This is a genomic window from Idiomarina rhizosphaerae, assembly GCF_024159085.1.
GTDB lineage: Bacteria > Pseudomonadota > Gammaproteobacteria > Enterobacterales > Alteromonadaceae > Idiomarina > Idiomarina rhizosphaerae.
In genome coordinates this window covers 199,791-217,760 of the sequence record NZ_JAMZDE010000007.1, presented here as the reverse complement: position 1 = coordinate 217,760, position 17,970 = coordinate 199,791, and the positions used below count along the sequence as shown (strand labels likewise).

Annotated in this window: 18 protein-coding genes; 12 read left to right on the top strand and 6 right to left on the bottom strand. The window is 46.9% G+C overall.

Annotation, left to right across the window (positions count from 1 at the left end):
* Positions 1 to 69: 69 nt before the first annotated feature.
* Positions 70 to 1,251, top strand: a complete 1,182-nt coding sequence (locus NJR55_RS08715; RefSeq protein ID WP_253619601.1) for an acetyl-CoA C-acyltransferase — start codon at positions 70 to 72, stop codon at positions 1,249 to 1,251.
* 9 nt (positions 1,252 to 1,260) lie between these two features.
* Here the strand turns inward: NJR55_RS08715 and NJR55_RS08710 are convergent, their stop codons facing one another.
* Positions 1,261 to 2,139: an EamA family transporter gene (locus tag NJR55_RS08710; RefSeq protein ID WP_253619600.1), complete on the bottom strand. Its 879-nt coding sequence runs from the start codon at positions 2,137 to 2,139 to the stop codon at positions 1,261 to 1,263.
* Positions 2,140 to 2,208: 69 nt separating this feature from the next.
* Here NJR55_RS08710 and NJR55_RS08705 point away from each other — a divergent pair, with 69 nt between their 5' ends.
* The 11 genes from NJR55_RS08705 (at position 2,209) to NJR55_RS08655 (ending at position 11,770) form a co-directional block, all read left to right on the top strand.
* Complete coding sequence (locus tag NJR55_RS08705) at positions 2,209 to 3,708, top strand: CoA-acylating methylmalonate-semialdehyde dehydrogenase (protein ID WP_253619599.1); 1,500 nt, start codon at positions 2,209 to 2,211, stop codon at positions 3,706 to 3,708.
* A gap of 12 nt (positions 3,709 to 3,720) precedes the next feature.
* Positions 3,721 to 4,878 carry an acyl-CoA dehydrogenase family protein gene (locus tag NJR55_RS08700; protein ID WP_253619598.1) on the top strand — a complete coding sequence of 386 codons (1,158 nt, stop codon included), beginning with the start codon at positions 3,721 to 3,723 and terminating at the stop codon, positions 4,876 to 4,878.
* Positions 4,879 to 4,887: 9 nt separating this feature from the next.
* Complete coding sequence (locus NJR55_RS08695; RefSeq protein WP_253619597.1) at positions 4,888 to 6,009, top strand: enoyl-CoA hydratase/isomerase family protein; 1,122 nt, start codon at positions 4,888 to 4,890, stop codon at positions 6,007 to 6,009.
* A gap of 27 nt (positions 6,010 to 6,036) precedes the next feature.
* Positions 6,037 to 6,933, top strand: a complete 897-nt coding sequence (gene mmsB, locus NJR55_RS08690) for a 3-hydroxyisobutyrate dehydrogenase (RefSeq protein ID WP_253619596.1) — start codon at positions 6,037 to 6,039, stop codon at positions 6,931 to 6,933.
* Between the two features lie 20 nt (positions 6,934 to 6,953).
* Positions 6,954 to 7,718 (top strand): SDR family oxidoreductase, encoded by a 765-nt coding sequence (locus tag NJR55_RS08685; protein WP_011234117.1) that lies wholly within the window; start codon positions 6,954 to 6,956, stop codon positions 7,716 to 7,718.
* A 97-nt stretch (positions 7,719 to 7,815) separates the two neighbouring features.
* Complete coding sequence (locus tag NJR55_RS08680) at positions 7,816 to 8,715, top strand: transcriptional regulator GcvA (protein WP_011234116.1); 900 nt, start codon at positions 7,816 to 7,818, stop codon at positions 8,713 to 8,715.
* Positions 8,715 to 9,338, top strand: coding sequence for an alpha/beta fold hydrolase (locus tag NJR55_RS08675; protein WP_253619595.1), 624 nt, complete (start codon positions 8,715 to 8,717; stop codon positions 9,336 to 9,338). Before NJR55_RS08680 ends, NJR55_RS08675 begins: the two co-directional genes overlap by 1 nt.
* Positions 9,335 to 9,715, top strand: a complete 381-nt coding sequence (locus NJR55_RS08670) for a DUF423 domain-containing protein (protein ID WP_253619594.1) — start codon at positions 9,335 to 9,337, stop codon at positions 9,713 to 9,715. Before NJR55_RS08675 ends, NJR55_RS08670 begins: the two co-directional genes overlap by 4 nt.
* A complete protein-coding gene (gene rlmM / locus NJR55_RS08665) occupies positions 9,715 to 10,824 on the top strand; it encodes a 23S rRNA (cytidine(2498)-2'-O)-methyltransferase RlmM (RefSeq protein WP_253619593.1) in 1,110 nt (369 codons plus the stop codon). The genes NJR55_RS08670 and rlmM overlap by 1 nt, the downstream gene beginning before the upstream one ends.
* Positions 10,825 to 11,092: 268 nt before the next feature.
* A complete protein-coding gene (locus tag NJR55_RS08660; RefSeq protein ID WP_253619592.1) occupies positions 11,093 to 11,449 on the top strand; it encodes a type II toxin-antitoxin system RelE/ParE family toxin in 357 nt (118 codons plus the stop codon).
* 15 nt (positions 11,450 to 11,464) lie between these two features.
* Complete coding sequence (locus tag NJR55_RS08655; protein WP_253619591.1) at positions 11,465 to 11,770, top strand: helix-turn-helix domain-containing protein; 306 nt, start codon at positions 11,465 to 11,467, stop codon at positions 11,768 to 11,770.
* A gap of 93 nt (positions 11,771 to 11,863) precedes the next feature.
* Here NJR55_RS08655 and NJR55_RS08650 read toward each other — a convergent pair whose 3' ends face one another.
* The 5 genes from NJR55_RS08650 to NJR55_RS08630 form a co-directional block, all read right to left on the bottom strand.
* Complete coding sequence (locus NJR55_RS08650) at positions 11,864 to 12,868, bottom strand: isocitrate dehydrogenase (RefSeq protein ID WP_011234112.1); 1,005 nt, start codon at positions 12,866 to 12,868, stop codon at positions 11,864 to 11,866.
* Positions 12,869 to 12,973: 105 nt separating this feature from the next.
* Complete coding sequence (locus tag NJR55_RS08645; protein WP_253619590.1) at positions 12,974 to 14,497, bottom strand: hypothetical protein; 1,524 nt, start codon at positions 14,495 to 14,497, stop codon at positions 12,974 to 12,976.
* The gene (locus tag NJR55_RS08640) at positions 14,494 to 14,880 is read right to left on the bottom strand and encodes a DUF3192 domain-containing protein (RefSeq protein ID WP_253619589.1); all 387 of its coding nucleotides are present in this window, start codon (positions 14,878 to 14,880) and stop codon (positions 14,494 to 14,496) included. The genes NJR55_RS08645 and NJR55_RS08640 overlap by 4 nt, the downstream gene beginning before the upstream one ends.
* 7 nt (positions 14,881 to 14,887) lie before the next feature.
* A complete protein-coding gene (gene ppnN, locus NJR55_RS08635; RefSeq protein WP_034820396.1) occupies positions 14,888 to 16,243 on the bottom strand; it encodes a nucleotide 5'-monophosphate nucleosidase PpnN in 1,356 nt (451 codons plus the stop codon).
* A 74-nt stretch (positions 16,244 to 16,317) separates the two neighbouring features.
* The gene (locus NJR55_RS08630) at positions 16,318 to 17,841 is read right to left on the bottom strand and encodes a GGDEF domain-containing protein (RefSeq protein ID WP_253619588.1); all 1,524 of its coding nucleotides are present in this window, start codon (positions 17,839 to 17,841) and stop codon (positions 16,318 to 16,320) included.
* Positions 17,842 to 17,970: the final 129 nt, after the last annotated feature.

The window sequence follows — 17,970 nt, the reverse complement described above, 5'->3', positions numbered from 1 at the left end:
CTTTTTGGTTGTCCTAAGATCTAAGCTTAGAGGAAGTTTACGTTAACGTAAAGTGCATTTGGAGGAAAAATGTCGAGCGATTCAATCGTTATAGTAGCGGCCAACCGTACGCCAATGGGCGGTTTTCAGGGCAGCTTAAGTGAAGTTACTGCTCCTGATTTGGGAGCAACAGCTATAAAAGCAGCGCTGAGTAACAGCGGTTTAACAGCCGATGATATTTCAGAAGTTATCATGGGCAATGTGTTACCTGCGGGCTTGGGTCAGGCGCCAGCGCGTCAGGCAATGCTGCATGCCGATTTACCTCGCTCAACGGGCGCCACAACCATTAATAAAGTATGCGGCTCTGGCTTGAAAGCTGCAATGATGGCGCACGATTTAATTAAAGCGGGCTCAGCAGACGTTGTGCTGGCCGGTGGCATGGAAAGCATGTCGAATGCACCTTACATGCTGCCAAAAGGCCGCAGCGGTTATCGTATGGGGCACGGACAAGTGCTGGATCATATGATGCTGGACGGTCTGGAAGACGCCTACGAACATAAAGCTATGGGGTGTTACGCACAGGACACTGCTGACGAATACGGTTTGGGTCGTGAAGCAATGGATGAGTTTGCCATTCACTCACTGACCAAAGCTCAGGCCGCTATTAAAGATGGCTTTTTCAAAGATGAAATTACCCCAGTGACATATTCTACCCGTAAAGGCGATGTCACTGTCGATACTGATGAGCAACCGGGTAAAGCGCGTCTGGATAAAATTCCTCAGTTGCGTGCGGCATTCAAAAAAGACGGCACCATTACTGCGGCTAATTCCAGTTCCATTTCTGACGGTGCAGCAGCGCTTATTTTAATGCGTGAGAGCGATGCAAAGGCCAAAGGCCTGCAGCCACTGGCACGTGTTATGGGTCATACCACGCATTCTCAGGCTCCGTCTGAATTTACCGTTGCCCCAATTGGAGCAATGAACTCCTTGCTGAGTAAGCTGGACTGGACCAAAGACGATGTCGATTTATGGGAAATTAACGAAGCCTTTGCCATGGTCACCATGCTGGCTATTCAGCAAATGAAACTGGATCCGGCTAAAGTGAATGTCCATGGCGGCGCCTGTGCTTTAGGGCACCCTATTGGCGCAAGTGGAGCACGGTTATTGGTTACTTTGCTGCATGCACTGAAACAAAAAGGCCAGAAACGAGGCATCACCTCACTGTGTATTGGTGGTGGTGAAGCCGTTGCTCTGGCCGTAGAAATGATCTAAAACCGCTGGTTAGCGGGCGGGTTTAAGTTTGTTAACCCGTCCTGCCAGCCATACGGCAAGAATAATAACAAGAGCGCCAATGCTTAACCGGGTATAGTCGAAAGGCTGCTCCCAAAACACGACATTAACCAAAATGCCCGCGGGAATTAACGCATTGTTCATGGTGGCCAGTTGCCCGGTATTGACTCGTTTTCCGGAAAGGTTCCAACCAAGGTAACCAAGCCCGGAGGCAACAATACCGAGCCACAATAAAATGCCCCATTGAAGATTGGTGGTCGGCATTTTGGTTAAGTCGCCAAAGAATAGAACACCAAGGCCGGCGATAACACTGGCGCCAAAGAAAAAAGCGGCAAATTGTTGGCTTTGTTCTAAGGTTTTACCCGTGGGTAAGCGTTTATAAGCAACCTGGCCGGCGGCAAAGCAGGCATTGGCTGCCTGAATTAAAAAGAAGCCGGTGATGAAGTCATCGGACAAGGGTTGATAGCGAATAATGGCGGCGCCGCATACCGATACCGCTGCGGCTATCCACCATAACAGCGGCAGATGCTTGCGGTTAAGTATCAGCTCATCAATTAGCGTTATGTAGAGTGGTGTAAAGATAGTGAACAAAAGCACTTCGGCAACGCTCAAATACAAAAACGCATGATAAAGAAACAAATACATGGCGCCAATTTGTACAGCGCCGATAACGGCCAGTTTAGCCAGTTGAGGCAATTGCCCATTTTGGGGCGACAGATGACGCCAGCGGAATAAGGGCAACACTGTTATCAGTGCTAAAATCATGCGAATAAAGACAACCAGATAACCGTCAACCTGGCCGGCAAGGTAAACGCCAATTAGCGAAAAGCTGGCGGCCCAAAGTAAAGTAATCAGAATTAAGAGGGTCACGTAAAAGGCTCACTTAACTAAATTTAGCTCATCAATAGATGACAAAATAACACAATAAGAAGGTGAATTATGTCTAAGAAAGTGCCTCTGTATATAGATGGTGAATTTATCGCCTCGAAGTCAGAACAGTGGATCCCTGTGACCAATCCGGCAACTCAGGAAGTTATCGCTGAAGTTCCGGTTGCAACGCAAAGCGAGATGGACGCAGCGGTTGAGAGTGCCCGCGAAGCTTTTAAAACCTGGAAAGAAGTGCCTGTTTCTGAGCGTGCTCGCGTAATGATGCGTTATCAGGCCTTGTTAAAAGAACATCAGGAAGAAATTGCAGAGACTCTGGCACAAGAAACCGGTAAAACTTTTGAAGATGCGAAAGGTGATGTCTGGCGTGGTATTGAAGTGGTTGAACACGCGGCGAATATTCCTTCGTTATTAATGGGCGAGACAGTTGAAAACGTTGCCCGTAAAATTGATTCTTATAGCTACACTCAGCCATTAGGTGTTTGCGCTGGTATTACGCCGTTTAACTTTCCGGCGATGATCCCATTGTGGATGTTCCCGCTGGCTATTGCTTGCGGTAACACCTTCATTCTGAAGCCTTCCGAGCAAGATCCGTTAACGCCAACCCGTTTGGCTGAACTGTTCGAAGAAGCTGGCGCGCCTAAAGGCGTACTGCAGGTATTGCACGGCAATAAAGAACAGGTCGACTTTCTGTTAGACCACCCGGACGTTCGTGCCTTGTCTTTTGTAGGCTCAGTGCCGGTTGCTGAATATATTTATCGTCGTGGTACGGAAAATGGTAAGCGTGTACAGGCCTTTGCCGGTGCGAAAAACCATTGCGTTATTATGCCTGACGCCAATAAACAGCAAGTCATCAACAATATGGTTGGCTCTTCTGTCGGTGCGGCGGGTCAACGTTGTATGGCTATTTCTGTCGCGGTATTTGTTGGCGCGGCAAAAGAGTGGATCCCTGAAATAGCGGAAGCTATTGCTAAGGTTCGTCCGGGCGCATGGAATGACGAAGGTGCCGCTTATGGCCCGGTTATTAGTCCACAAGCGAAAGAACGCGTTGAAGCTTTGATTACTCAGGGTGAAAAAGAAGGCGCTAAATTGCTGGTTGATGGTCGTAATTGCAAAGTTGACGGTCTGCCAAACGGCAACTGGGTTGGGCCAACGGTCTTCTCTAACGTAACGCCGGATATGGAAATTTATAAAACGGAAATTTTCGGTCCGGTATTGTGCGCTACAGAAGTGGACAGCCTTGAAGACGCTTTGGAATTGGTTAACAACAACCCTTACGGTAATGGTACGTCTATCTTTACCGCAAGTGGTGCCGCCGCACGTAAATATCAGCACGAAGTTGAAGTGGGTCAGGTCGGTATCAACATTCCAATTCCGGTACCACTGCCGTTCTTCTCATTTACTGGCTGGAAGCGTTCATTCTTTGGCGACCTTCATGCTTATGGTAAGCAGGGCGTTCGTTTTTACAGCGAAACTAAGACAGTAACGGCCCGTTGGTTTGAAAGTGATCTGGAAGAAGTATCCGGTCCAAATATGTCAATTAACCTAAGGTAGTAGGGGATAACGATGAATTTCGAATTGACAGAAGACCAGCAAGCCTTTGTAGATACTGCCAAGGCGTTTGCCGACAAAGAGCTGGCACCTAACGCGGCTAAGTGGGACGAAGAACATCACTTTCCGGTTGAAGTGTTCCGCAAAGCCGGAGAAATGGGCTTTATGGGCATGTACACGCCGGAAGAGGCCGGTGGCTTTGGTATGAGCCGTCTTGACGCTGCGCTTATTTTTGAGCAACTGGCGGGTGGTTGTACAGCAACCACCGCTATGATGACCATTCATAACATGGTTACCTGGATGATTGGCTCATTCGGCCAGCAGTCAGTTATCGATCAATGGGTACCAGAATTGGTTACCGGCGAGAAGCTGGGCTCTTACTGTTTAACTGAACCCGGTTCAGGCTCAGACGCTGCGAGCTTACGTACCAGTGCGAAAAAAGACGGTGACGAGTACGTTTTGAACGGCTCTAAAATGTTTATATCCGGCGCCGGCGAAACCGATGTACTGGTGGTTATGGCTCGTACTGGCGAAGATGGCCCTAAAGGAATTTCTGCTTTTGCCGTACCGGCTGATGCTGAAGGCATTATTTACGGGAAAGCTGAAGACAAAATGGGCTGGAATGCACAGCCTACCCGCTTAGTGACCTTTGAAGACGTTCGCATTCCGGCAGAGAACCTGCTGGGTAAAGAAGGCGAAGGTTTTAAGTTTGCGATGATGGGCTTAGATGGTGGTCGTATTAACATTGCGGTGTGTTCTGTGGGTACAGCGCAAGCGGCACTGAATACTGCCAAAGCTTATATGCAGGAGCGTACGCAGTTTGGTAAACCACTGGCTGCGTTCCAGGCACTACAGTTTAAGTTAGCTGATATGGCAACTGAACTGGTCGCAGCCCGGCAAATGGTGCGTTTGGCGGCCAGTAAAGTCGATAACAACGATGCTGATAAAACTACCTATTGTGCCATGGCGAAACAGTTTGCGACCGATGTCGGCTTTAAGGTGTGTAATGACGCACTGCAGCTGCACGGTGGCTATGGCTACATTAAAGAGTATCCGTTAGAGCGCCATGTGCGGGACGTTCGTGTGCACCAGATTCTGGAAGGCACGAACGAAGTAATGCGTATGATTATTGGCCGCCGTATGTTGGCGGATAATGACCGCGAAATCTTGTAAGGAGATTCCATGCAAGACGTTGTACTTTTTGAAGAACTGAACGCCGGTGAGAAAGTCATCGGCGTTGCTACATTAAACTCCGAAAAATCTTTAAACGCTCTGAGCCTGGCAATGGCTGAAAAGCTGTTACCACAACTGAAAAAGTGGGCAGAGGATGACAAAGTCGCCTGTGTCTGGTTACAGGGGGCTGGTGAAAAAGCCTTTTGTGCCGGCGGTGACATTGTCGCCATGTATAAAGCTATGCAGGCAGAGCCGGGGAAATTAGTGGAAGAAGTCGAAAACTTCTTCACGCAGGAATATCAACTGGACTACTTTATTCAGACCTTCCCTAAACCTCTTATCTGCTGGGGTGACGGTATTGTTATGGGCGGTGGTATGGGCTTAATGAACGGGGCTAGTCATCGTATTGTGACCGAACGTTCATTACTGGCCATGCCTGAAGTGACTATTGGCTTGTATCCTGATGTTGGTGCGACCTACTTCCTTAATCGTATGCCACAAGGTTGCGGGTTGTTCTTAGGTATTACCGGCGCGACGATGAATGCGAACGATGCACTGTATCTGAACCTGGCCGATCACTTTGTCGGGCACGAAAGTAAAGAAAGCATTCTGAATCAGCTGAAAGAAGTTCAGTGGGGCAATACCGAGGCACTGAACAAACAAAAAGTGACGGATTTACTAAGTGACGTGGCAAGCAGTGACCCAACAGCGTTACCAACACCGCAAGTAGAACCGCATCAGAAGCTAATAACAGATCTGACATCCGGTAACGACATTGGCGATATTGTTAAGCGTATTGTCAATGACGAAACTGATGATAAATGGCTGGCGCGGGCGCGGAAGAACCTGGCCAATGGTTGTCCTTTTACTTCGCACCTGGTCTGGAACCAGTTGCAGCAAGGCTCTGACTTGTCGTTGGCTGACTGTTTCCGTTTAGAGCTAACCTTGTCCTGTAACTGTGCGGTTCGTGGTGACTTTGCCGAAGGTATTCGGGCACTGCTGATTGATAAAGATAAGAATCCACAATGGCAGCATAGCTCGGTAGCCGAAGTACCAGCGGAAGAGGTTGATGCATTCTTTTTACCGCCCTGGGGCGAGCGAACGCATCCATTAGCCGATCTTGATAAATAAAACGAATTAACAAGAAGGAGTGCCATTATGGCAACCGTAGGATTTATTGGACTGGGAAACATGGGTGGCCCTATGGCCAGCAACCTGGCAAAAGCAGGCCACACAGTTAAGGCTTTTGACTTATCGGAAGAAGCACTTAAAGCAATAGTTGCTGACGGTGCACAGGCCGCGAAAACAGCAGCTGAAGCCATTGACGGAGCTGAGTTTGTGGTTTCGATGCTGCCTGCAGACCGTCACGTAAAAGGTGTTTACCTTGGTGATGATGGTCTAATCAACAAGCTGAATAAAGATCAGCTCGTTATTGATTGCAGTACCATTTCTTCTGAAACCGCTATGTATGTGGGTGAACAACTAGAGAAAGCCGGTATTGCCTTTATCGACGCTCCGGTTTCCGGTGGTGTTGGTGGCGCGAAAGCCGGTACTTTAACCTTTATTTGTGGCGGCACAGAAACTAACGTTGACCGGGCTCGCACCGTACTTAACGACATGGGCAAAAATGTTTTCCGCGCCGGTGATGTCGGTGCAGGACAGATTGCAAAAATCTGTAATAACATGTTGTTGTCAGTATTAATGGTGGGGACTTCTGAAGCACTGCAATTAGGTAAGGCTAACGGGTTGGACCCGAAAGTTTTATCCGAAATTATGCTGGCAAGCTCAGGTAGCAACTGGACATTACAGGTATATAATCCGTGCCCTGGGGTAATGGACAACGTGCCTTCAAGTAATGACTATCAGGGCGGCTTTTTGGTTGACTTAATGGCTAAAGATTTAGGCCTGGCGCAGCAAACTGCATTAGAAAGCGGTGCCGCAACACCTATGGGATCACTGACTCGCAACCTTTACCACAGCTGGTCTGAACAAGGTCATGGCCGTCAGGACTTTTCCAGTATTTTTAATTATGTGGCACCTAAGTCACAGAAGTAACCTAAGAATTGGGGAAACACATGCAAATTAAAGACAGTGTCATTGTTATTACCGGTGGTGCTCAGGGGCTGGGCCTTGCGATGGCGGAAGATTTCGCCAGACAAGGTGCCAAACTTGCGCTTATCGATATTAACGGCGACGTATTAGGTGAAGCTCAGGAGCAATGTGAAAAGCTGGGTGCAGCCAAAGTGGTTGGTTATGAAGTTGATATTACCGATGAAGAGTCGGTAGAAACCGTATTTGAGCAAATTCAGCAAGAGTTTGATGGCATTGATGTGCTGGTGAACAATGCAGGCCTACTGCGTGACGGTTTGCTGATTAAATTCAAAGACGGTGAACTGAAACAAAAAATGCCATTACAGCAGTTTCAATCGGTACTGGATGTGAACCTCACCGGCACGTTCCTGTGTGGCCGTGAAGCCGCAGCGCAGATGGTAAAAGCTGGTAAGAAAGGCGTTATCATCAATATTTCCAGTGTCGCTCGTGCTGGCAATATGGGGCAGACCAACTACTCAGCAACGAAAGCCGGTGTGGTTGCCATGACGGTAACCTGGGCTCGTGAACTGGGTCGCTACGGCATTCGCTGTGGTGCCATTGCGCCTGGCTTTATCGAAACCCCAATGACGGCACAGATGAAACCTGAAGCGGTTGATCGCGCGTTGTCTATGGTGCCGCTAAAACGCTGGGGCCAGCCCAATGAAATTGCCCACAGTGCCCGCTACATTATTGAAAATGACTTCTTCAGCGGCCGTGTGGTCGAAATTGACGGCGGCGTCCGGTTGTAAGTCACATTAGATAAAGTAATGATAAATAGCCGAACAAAGGGCGTCTCTGTTATAGTGGTGGTTATCTACTAAACAGAGACGCTTTTTAGTTAATGGCATGCGGAAATTACCTCCCTTAAACGCGCTTAAATCATTTGAAGTGGCAGCGCGTCACCTCAGTTTTACCAAAGCAGCCGAAGAGTTATTTGTGACTCAGGCGGCCGTCAGTCACCAGGTAAAAGCGTTAGAAGACTTCCTTGAGCTTAAGCTTTTTATCCGGCGTAACCGCTCGCTGTTGCTGACCGAAGAAGGGCAGGAATACTACTTAGAGTTACGCGATATTTTTGAGCAACTGGCGCAGGCCACGGATAAGCTTCGGTTAGTGTCTGAACGCGGTGCTTTGACCGTGTCGGTTCCGCCCAGTTTCGCTATTTTATGGTTTGTTCCGCGGCTTAGTAGTTTTCGCGAAGAACACCCTGATATGGATATACGCATAAAAGCCGTGGATGAAATTAGTGGTTCGTTAACCGATGACGTGGATGTTGCTATTTACTATGGCGATGGCCGCTGGCCCGGGGTAAAAGCTTACCAGCTACACGAAGAGTATTTGTGGCCGGTTTGTTCGCCGTTGTTATTAAATAAAGCGAATATCAAAGAACCGATAGACTTATTCAAACAAACCTTGCTGCACGATGAAACTCGTAACGCCTGGAAGGATTGGTTTCAACTGGTGGGTTTACCTCAGTATAAAGGCGATAACGGACCGGTGTTTAGTCATTCGAGCCTGGCTTTACAGGCTGCAGTCCACGGGCAGGGCATTGCATTAGCCAATAACGTGCTGGTGAAGTCCGAAATTGACAGTGGCCACCTGGTTCGTATTTTCCCTCAGGCACTGCAGCGGAATAAAGCGTTTTATCTGGTTTGTCGTGACAATCAGGCGGAGATAGGTAAAATCGCGACCTTCCGTCAGTGGCTGCTAAACTTGGTTCAAAAAGAAGAGCAAGAGTTTAACCAATAATGCGTTATCAACAACAGAACCCGGAAGGAGCGCTCCGCATCGTGTTTTTGCACGGCTCAGGAGGCGGTCCCGACACAGCTTTTATGGATTTCTTTGCAGAGCAGAGCATAGCGCTTGGTGCGGAGGTTGTGCGCCCGGACTTTCCTTATTGGGAAAAGGTTCGTGAAACCGGGAAACCTCGGCCGCCGAATAAAATGCAGGCATTGGTCGATGCGATTGATGAACTGCTGAACGAATTACAGCAAGATAATAAGCCGTTAGTTTTGATGGGTAAGTCATTAGGAAGCCGGGTGATGTTGCGCTTAGCCGATAAATACGGCGCGAAAGCAGTAATTGCTTTGGGCTTTCCGTTTCACCCGCCGCAAAAACCTGAGAAGTCACGTCATGAAGAATTAAAGATGACGCAGGCGCCCGGCCTTATTTTGCAGGGAACCCGTGACCCCTTCAGTAAGCCGCTTTTAAAAAGAGCGGAGCAGGGGCAATGCGTGGAGCTACCGCACAACTGGCAGTTACAATGGCTAGAGGGTGCCGATCACGGTTTTGCCGCCACAAAAACCAAAGCGGCGAATACGCCGAAGCTTTGGGAACAGGCCGCAGATGCCATTAAGGAGTTTATTCAATGAGTCAGATATTTTTAATTGTGGCCGCCATTTTAGGCGGTACCGGCGTTATGTTGGGGGCTTTTGCTTCGCATGGTTTAAAATCGAAATTAAGTGAGAGTTTGCTGAGTGCTTTTGAGACCGGCGTCACTTATCAGTTTTATCACGCATTGGCACTGTTTGCTTTAGCGCTTTGGTTAAAGCAGTCACAGTCGGTTTGGTTTGTTGCCAGCGGCTATTTGTGGCTGGCTGGCGTGGTTTTATTTTCCGGCAGTTTGTATGCCTTAGCACTTACCGGTGTTAAATGGTTTGGACCTATAACGCCTATTGGCGGGGTATTATTTATTGCTGGCTGGGTCAGTTTATTAGTTGGCGCAATGAAGTTAGGAGCAGGTAGTTAATGAGTGAGATTGTTAACGGCAGAGGTAGTGGCATTGTATTGCTGTGTCGTGCAGGGTTCGAAGGTGATTGCGCGGCTGAAATTCAGGATAAAACCGCGGAACTGGGTGTTTATGGTTATTGCCAGACACAACCCGAGCAAGCTTACGTTACCTATCATTGCCAGCACGAAGAAGCAGAGCATATTGCCCGTAAACTGACGCTGAAAGACCTGGTCTTTGCGCGCGAAATGTTTGCCTTACTGGGGCCGGTTAAAGTGGCCGGTATTGAAGACCGTGCCAGCGAAGTCATTAAAGTGTTAAAGCCTCATCAGGAAACGTTCGGTTTAGCCGGTGAGTTACGGGTGGGAACTCCAGATACTAATGAAGCTAATCAGCTATCCAAATTTTGCCGTAAGTTTAGCGTACCGCTGCGTCAGGCGTTGCGTAAAGAAGAGCTTTTAAGTAATAAACCGCTAGCTAAACGACCTGTGCTGCATGTGTTATTTGTCAATGCAGCACATGCTTTGGTGGGGTATTCATACAGCTATAACCAAACCGTACATAACGGTGGCATTGTGCGTTTGCGTATGCCAAAAGAGGCACCAAGCCGTTCAACGTTGAAACTGGATGAAGCCTTTCAGGTGTTTGTTCCTGAAAACGAACATGAAAAACGTGTTCATTCGGGCATGAAGGCGGTAGATCTTGGTGCGGCGCCGGGAGGCTGGACTTATCAGCTGGTACGTCGAGGCATGATGGTACAGGCTGTGGACAACGGGCCAATGGCAGAATCCTTGATGGAAACCGGTCAGGTTAAGCACATTCAGGAAGACGGCTTTAAATTTCGCCCGAAACGCAAAAATATTACCTGGCTGGTGTGCGATATGGTTGAAAAACCCGCACGTGTCGGAGAGCTGATGACCAGTTGGTTACTCGAAGGTGACTGTGAAGAAGCTATATTTAATCTTAAGTTACCAATGCGTCAGCGCTATGCTGCTGTTAAAGGCTACCTGGATCAGATTAAAGAACAGCTACAAACCGAGGGGACTAAGCCGTTTGAAATTCAGGCCAAGCACCTTTACCACGACCGTGAAGAAATTACCGTACACTTGCGCTGGCTGCCACGCAGCTAGCTTTAAAGGCATAGCCTGAGTTCATTCATGGCTATGCCTGCACTTCCTGTCATACTCTCAAGATCTCTGCTCCACCAGATTTTAAGTACAATTGAATAATATCCTATAATTCCTGATGTCTTATGTAAGAATCAGCTAAGTTCCCACCTTCAACTCTTAAATTACTGTCTATACTTCGCCACTTACTAGATGATTGTTTCAGTGAATAAATATATGTAATATACTTTTGAAAATATATACTTTTAAGTGTATATTTTAGGAGTAAACCATGGATTGGGTAATTTTAGTTACGGATGACTACGAAGAGTGGTTTTTTACGCTTAATGATGCAGAGCAAGTCGATGTTCAGGCGATGGTAGATGTACTGGAAATTAAAGGTCCTGGCTTGGGAAGGCCGCAAGCTGACACTTTAAAAGGAACAAAAGCCTTGAAGAACCTGAAAGAGCTCCGGATTCAACATGACGGGAAGCCATATAGAGTGTTCTACGCATTTGATCCTAAAAGACAGGCAGTTTTGTTATGTGGCGGTCGTAAAGATGGAAGTAGGGATAAACACTTTTATAAACGAATGATCCCGTTAGCTGAAAAGTTGTTTCTGGATTATTTGAAAACTGACAGTAGCTAAAGCTTAAGGGTGGTTATGGCAAAATCATTGCACGAGATGAAAAAGAAAATCAAGCCAGAAGTACAAGCCGCTGCGAGAGCTAAAGCGGTTGGTATCATTGCGGAAATGACTCTGGCGGAAGTACGAAAAGCGCGGGGGTTTAACCAGTCTGTTGTTGCTAAAAAGCTTAACCTTGCTCAATCTAATATATCTCAGGTTGAGACGCGGCCTGATGCTCTGCTAAGTACATTGAGACATTATGTTGAAGCTTTAGGGGGAACACTGGAGTTACACGCTAAGTTTCCAGATGGTCAGGACGTTGAGATAAATCAGTTTAAGTAAATAAGTTAGTCTGACTATGGCATTAAACCAGCTTTCCCAATTAGGGAAAACTGGCTTCTGTGAATTCAGGCTGGCCTTGTAAGCTGAGCCTTGTTAAAGACGCTCAATAACTGCCTGAGTAAAATCAGTGGTACCGTGCGAACCGCCTAAATCACGAGTGGTACGGTCGCCACTGGAAATCACATCTTCTAGTGCTTTGGTGATTTTTTCGGCTTGCTCTTGCATGCCCAAGTATTCCAACATCTGAATTGACGCTAAGATAACTGAGGTTGGGTTTGCCAGGTTTTTACCGGCAATATCTGGGGCTGAGCCGTGTACAGCTTCGAAAATGGCGCAGTCTTTACCAATGTTAGCGCCGGGTGCCATACCTAAGCCGCCGACCAAACCTGCGCACAGGTCTGACAGAATATCGCCAAACAGGTTGGTGGTAACAATAACGTCAAACTCTTCCGGGTTCATAACTAAGCGCATGCAGGCCGCGTCAACAATCATTTCTGTCGATTCAATGTCTGGGTACTCTTCAGCAATTTCACGCGCTACTTTTAAGAATAGACCAGAAGTGGACTTCAGAATATTGGCTTTATGCACCGCGGTGACTTTCTTACGGCCTTCGCGGCGTGCAGTTTCATAGGCGAAACGAACAATGCGCTCAGCGCCTTCACGGGTAATTTTGCTGACTGCTTCGGCTTCATTACCGTCTTCAGACACTTTCTGGCCTAAGCCGGAATACATACCTTCGGTATTTTCACGAATGGTAATAATATCAATGTTTTCGTAGCGCGCCTGGGTGCCGGTAAAAGACAAAACAGGACGTACGTTAGCGTATAACGAAAAATGTTTACGCAGGCTGACATTAATAGAGGTGAAGCCTTCGCCAACCGGAGTGGTCAGTGGACCTTTCAATGTAACACCGTTACGTTCAATCGCATCAAGAGTATTCTGAGGTAATAACTCTCCGGTTTTTTCCAAAGCAGTTAAACCAGCGTCGACGTATTCATATTCAAAGTCACAACCTGCTTTATCGAGAATAGCGGTTGCAGACTCGACAATATCCGGACCGATGCCGTCACCTGGAATTACTGTGATAGTTCTACTCATGAATTGATTCCTTTAAACCGTGTTACAACAAAAACAGGAATGGTAATTCTACCATTGCCGCGCTAATACTGACTAGCAAAGCATTATTCAGCCAGTGAATGTAGGTTATAACGGTGAGTAACAGTGACTTTCAAAAGCCGATTTGGCTTTAACTCGGGTCAGTTGCTCATTGTTTATTTGCAGTTGCTGACAATAAGACTTTAGCATCGATTTTACTGAACTGCTTAACGACACATCGGGATAATAAGTGCTTAGTGTTAAATAATGAGCTAAGAAAAATAGCGCACTTAATTTACTGGCTTCGGCTTTATCCGGGTTTAATAAGTTTTCGGTAGCCGGGGACAATTGCCAGCGTTTAACTAATTGTCGACTGCGACGAAAGTCACTGATATCCAGCGCAGAGCCTACCCAACTTGTACTGTAGCAGTGCTCTATTTCGCGCGGACGGGGCCACTTTGCCGATTTAAGCAGCTCCGGGTGACGAAAAAGATCGGACCCTGAAAGTAGGGCAAGTAGTGGTGCCGGGGTTGGCAGGCTAACGCCGGTTTCTGCCGATAAGTGCTGTAGCGTTGTGGTCAGTAAGCCGAGCTTTTGCATCAATGCGTTATGCAGAGGAATGGTATTTAATGAAAACTGGTGCTGCAAAAAAGCGGTGGCAAGAATAACAGAAGCCCGTTTAGAGCCTAGCCATAAATAAGACTGTTTCAAGTCCATACGGCTGGCTTCGCTGTAGCCAATGCGTTCGCTCTGATGCACGGCGGCATGAAGACTGCTGGCTAAAAAAGGCAGTTGGTTAATTTGCTGAATTACTGCGTTTAAGGCGCCACTGGCATTGGCGTAACGGTTTATTGCGCGTAACAGTTGTCTGGGCGTTTGTTGTGTTGCACTTTTCTGCTCGTGTTTTAGCAAACGGTGCTGAGCCAGAGCGTTCATCTGTTCCTGAGTCAAAGGCTTGTCGTTAACTTGCCAGTTTTGTGTTTCGTCCGGGCTGACATAAAACGGGCTGTCCAGCTTATGTAATAGAGCCAGAATCTGATGCTTTCCTTCAAAACCTAAAAGTACTGCGGTCTGTTGGTTTTTATGATGTGAAAATTTTTGCCCGGTTAGCCGTACCGGAAGCGCATCCTGCTGATTTAACAGCGTCCAGAAGCGATAGCGGAATTTGCCGTTTAATAAGGGAAAAAATGCCTGTGTGGATTCGCCGCGTTGCAGTTGAACCTGAGTTAAGGCGTTAACCCAGTAGCGAAAAACGACAATGTCAGCGGACTTTAGTGTTAAAGGCTCTAAAGCAGAGAGCCACAGAGGCTGTCTTAAATGCAACTGCTTCCAGTGGACAGGGTCTGGGTTAAGTTTTTCACTGACACAAGCAGCGGCCAGAATTCGGCGATAATGTGAGTGCAAAGACCATTGGTAGCCGCAATACAACGCGTTTACACAAAGCGCGAGTAACTCACTTACTAGCTGGTTGTTCGCCGGAGCGTGTTGCTGAGCGTAAAGGGGAAGCAGTTCAGGCCAGCGGTTTTGCTGATATTCTTCATCAATAAACTGAACCAGACGATAAAGCTGACGAACGTCGTGTTGTTTCAGTAAACTTGCCGCTTTTTCACAACACTCGGTCAGTTCTCTCATTCTCGCCTCTGATAATTCTGATAGTCACGATAAGAGTCGTTGCCCCAGGCGATAAGCTTATTATCGCGAAAAACCAAAGGGGTACATTCATCTTTAGTCGTTATTCCGTCAGAAGTCACGTGATGAGTTCGATAAAACAAAACTTGCATGTCGCCTTCAGATGACGCTTTTGCTTCAGTTATGTCTGGTGAGCCTAAAACTCGGATAACGCTATCTTTGGACATACCGAGATCAAATTGACCAATTTGTCTGGCGTTGTAGGTTTCTCGTTCCTGCCACTGTAAATCAGCAGGATCAGCCTGATAAAGCATCAGCACTGCTCCTACTATAGCTAGATAAGAAACAGCGCCAATGGAGAGTATGACAAAGACTTTATTTTTCATAAATCCTTCAGTCAGTAACAACCTTATAACAAGGATGATACACCGAACCTGGCAATTTCATACGTCCTTGTTCGACGAATGCTCTTAACAATACGTCCAGTCGTTTCATTAACTCTTTTTCACCATGAATGGTAAATACACCTTTTTCCCTAATTTGGCGAATGCCACCATCTTTAACATTACCGGCCACAATAGCTGAGAATGCACGGCGTAAGTCTGCTGCTAACTCTTCCTTAGGTTGTTCCGGGTGCAGGTTCAGTGACGCAACATTTTCGTGAGTCGGGTAGAACGGGCGCTGGAAGTTTTCATCAATAAACAAGGTCCAGTTAAAGTAGTAAGCGTCACCAGAATCACGGCGGTATTGTTTTACGGCTGCCATGCCGGCGTGCATGTGCTGTGCAACACCTGAGGGGTCAGCAATAATAATACGGTAAAAGCCTCGAGCCTCTTCACCCAGAGTTTCAACAATAAAGGTATCCAGCGCGTCAAAGTAGTCTTTAGACGCTTCAGGGCCTGTCAATATAACCGGTAAGCTTTGTTGTTGGTTTTTCGGGTGCATCAGTATGCCAAGAAGATACAAAAGCTCTTCAGCGGTACCAGCGCCACCCGGGAAAATAACAATACCGTGCGCACAGCGAACAAAAGCTTCCAGACGTTTTTCAATATCGGGCAAAATAACCAGTTCGTTAACGATAGGGTTAGGTGGTTCGGCAGCAATAATGCCAGGCTCAGTAAGGCCTAAGTAGCGACCACCACTAATACGCTGTTTAGCATGACCAATAGTCGCGCCTTTCATAGGGCCTTTCATGGCACCCGGACCACACCCGGTACAGATGTTTAAGCCACGCAAACCCAACTGATAACCCACTTCTTTAGTGTATTTGTACTCAGCTTCGTTAATCGAGTGACCACCCCAGCAGACGACCATATCGGGCTCTTGCATGGCCTGAATAGTACGGGCGTTGCGTAAAATATCGAACACTACGTGGGTTAGGGTAGCGCTGTCGGCGTCTTTCAGTTCTTCTTCTGAGTATCGTTCTCCGGTAAAGAGGATATCGCGCAATACAGATTCCAGTAACTCACGAATACCGACAATGAGTTCACCATCAACAAAAGCTTCTGCCGGCGGTTCAATCAGCTCAATTTTAATACCGCGCTCTTTGCGGATAATATTAACGGCGAAATCTTTATACTTATCGTAAATTTCAGCACTGCTGTCGGTATTACTTCCGGCATTTAAAACCGCGAGACAGCAATTACGAAACAATTTATAAAGTTGGCTGTTTGAGGATTGCTTTAAACGTTCTATTTCCAGTTGTGACAAAAGAGACATGGTGCCTCTTGGAGAAATACTTGCTCTCATTATTTTTCCATACTCCTGTAATAACGATGACTCGGCGTCATCCTTGTGCCGGCGGTGATCATCAGCGTTGGTTTCTATTTGGCTGCGATGACTTTGTTGCGCCCGCTATTTTTTGCTTCATAGAGCGCCTTATCGGCTCTTTCAAAAACCGCCAGCGGTGTATCTTCATTGTATTTAAATTGTGCTATTCCCGCGGAAATAGTAATGCGTATATCGTCGGTTTTAAATTTAAACGGGATATTAGCCACTTTCTCCCGCGTATTCTCTATATGTTGATGGGCACTTTGTCCATCGGAACAGAATATGATAGCAAACTCTTCGCCACCATAGCGACAAACAAAGGCTGATTCTCGTAATGATTTGCTAAGCGTGCCTGCGATGACTTGTAAGGTCTTGTCACCGGCAATGTGGCCGAAGTTGTCGTTGATACTTTTGAAATGATCAACGTCGATGATTGCAACGGTGAGTGCAGTTTCATCTTTTATCCAACGTTGAAATTCAAGATTCAGTCGTTCGTCGAAAGCAGAGCGGTTAGGTAGCTTGGTCAGGTTGTCCTGTAAGCTGCGGAACTTTTGTTTAGCCAGCTCCTGCTTGTAATGTAAAACCTGCTCTTCGGTTTCACGAAGTTTCTGCTCCATGGCCTGGGTGTTGCTATGAAAGCTTTGACGTTCTTCGTCATGCAACTTTAGGTGCTGATTTAAAGTTTCACCTAAACGGTGCAGTTGCAAACCGACCGATTCTTTTAAATCGTTCAGTTCATACGCGTCAGTGACGCAAGCTTTTATTTCGGAAACGCCACTTTTTAGTTGTTGATTCAGGTGCAGTCGCTGGTCGGCAAAGTCTTCAGAGTGGCTGATGGTTTTACCTAATACACTCTGAACAGATTCTAAAGAAGCATTTAATTGTTGCAGGAACAGCTGCGCTGAGCGGCGTTCATCATTAATGTTGTTAAATAGCAACCGCATAACTTTCAGGGTGATAGCTAACAAGGTTTCGCTGGTTTGCGGCTTTTGCAAAGCCACTTTTACTTGCTGCAAGGTATCAGCTGCGCTTCCAAGAAACTCGACTTCACTCAGTAAATCAAGCAATTGACTTTGATATTGGGTTACTGGAGTTTCTGTCTGAGTACCTTGTTGCCGGTAGGATAATGCCATCAATTGGTTAACCAATGGCAAATAATGAGAAACCGTCATTGTTGGTTGCTCGAACTCATTTGCTATTTTTTGTAGTTGGCTTCTGCCGCCGCTATCGCGCGGCTTAATAGACTGTAATGCCAGGCTAATACTTTCGTTGGTTTCTTTCAGCAGAGTTTGCATACGCACGGTATGCTGAGAAATTACCTCACCCACTTGTTGCATCATAGGTTCTAGAACCGCAGCTGACGCATTTTGTTGCAGGTGACCTCGTAATTTATGCAGTAAACCGTCTAACTCACTATCAACACCATTTAATGCCAGACAAAGGTCGTTCACAAAGTTTGAGTAACGTTGCGAGTCGCGCTGATAGTCGTCTTCTATCTGTTTACGCGACTGGATGCTTTGTCGCAGCTTCTTGCTAAGGTGCTGAACCTGCTCTTGCGGTGTTTCCGGTATTGCCAATGCTCACCTACCAAATTTTGAAGTCAATACGCATAATACGAAAGATAATCCCATAAAGTCTAACCTATCTGAATTTATTTTCTATTGGTGAATTGTGGTAGTCTCTGAACAAGTTAACTAACAAATAAA

What these genes read in the sequence shown, in the direction of transcription:
- NJR55_RS08715 (WP_253619601.1), top strand. Translation starts at nt 70, where the DNA reads ATGTCGAGCGATTCAATCGTTATAGTAGCGGCCAACCGTACGCCAATG.
- NJR55_RS08705 (WP_253619599.1), top strand. Translation starts at nt 2,209, where the DNA reads ATGTCTAAGAAAGTGCCTCTGTATATAGATGGTGAATTTATCGCCTCG.
- NJR55_RS08700 (WP_253619598.1), top strand. Translation starts at nt 3,721, where the DNA reads ATGAATTTCGAATTGACAGAAGACCAGCAAGCCTTTGTAGATACTGCC.
- NJR55_RS08695 (WP_253619597.1), top strand. Translation starts at nt 4,888, where the DNA reads ATGCAAGACGTTGTACTTTTTGAAGAACTGAACGCCGGTGAGAAAGTC.
- mmsB (WP_253619596.1), top strand. Translation starts at nt 6,037, where the DNA reads ATGGCAACCGTAGGATTTATTGGACTGGGAAACATGGGTGGCCCTATG.
- NJR55_RS08685 (WP_011234117.1), top strand. Translation starts at nt 6,954, where the DNA reads ATGCAAATTAAAGACAGTGTCATTGTTATTACCGGTGGTGCTCAGGGG.
- NJR55_RS08680 (WP_011234116.1), top strand. Translation starts at nt 7,816, where the DNA reads ATGCGGAAATTACCTCCCTTAAACGCGCTTAAATCATTTGAAGTGGCA.
- NJR55_RS08675 (WP_253619595.1), top strand. Translation starts at nt 8,715, where the DNA reads ATGCGTTATCAACAACAGAACCCGGAAGGAGCGCTCCGCATCGTGTTT.
- NJR55_RS08670 (WP_253619594.1), top strand. Translation starts at nt 9,335, where the DNA reads ATGAGTCAGATATTTTTAATTGTGGCCGCCATTTTAGGCGGTACCGGC.
- rlmM (WP_253619593.1), top strand. Translation starts at nt 9,715, where the DNA reads ATGAGTGAGATTGTTAACGGCAGAGGTAGTGGCATTGTATTGCTGTGT.
- NJR55_RS08660 (WP_253619592.1), top strand. Translation starts at nt 11,093, where the DNA reads ATGGATTGGGTAATTTTAGTTACGGATGACTACGAAGAGTGGTTTTTT.
- NJR55_RS08655 (WP_253619591.1), top strand. Translation starts at nt 11,465, where the DNA reads ATGGCAAAATCATTGCACGAGATGAAAAAGAAAATCAAGCCAGAAGTA.
- NJR55_RS08650 (WP_011234112.1), bottom strand. Translation starts at nt 12,868, where the DNA reads ATGAGTAGAACTATCACAGTAATTCCAGGTGACGGCATCGGTCCGGAT.
- NJR55_RS08645 (WP_253619590.1), bottom strand. Translation starts at nt 14,497, where the DNA reads ATGAGAGAACTGACCGAGTGTTGTGAAAAAGCGGCAAGTTTACTGAAA.
- NJR55_RS08640 (WP_253619589.1), bottom strand. Translation starts at nt 14,880, where the DNA reads ATGAAAAATAAAGTCTTTGTCATACTCTCCATTGGCGCTGTTTCTTAT.
- ppnN (WP_034820396.1), bottom strand. Translation starts at nt 16,243, where the DNA reads ATGAGAGCAAGTATTTCTCCAAGAGGCACCATGTCTCTTTTGTCACAA.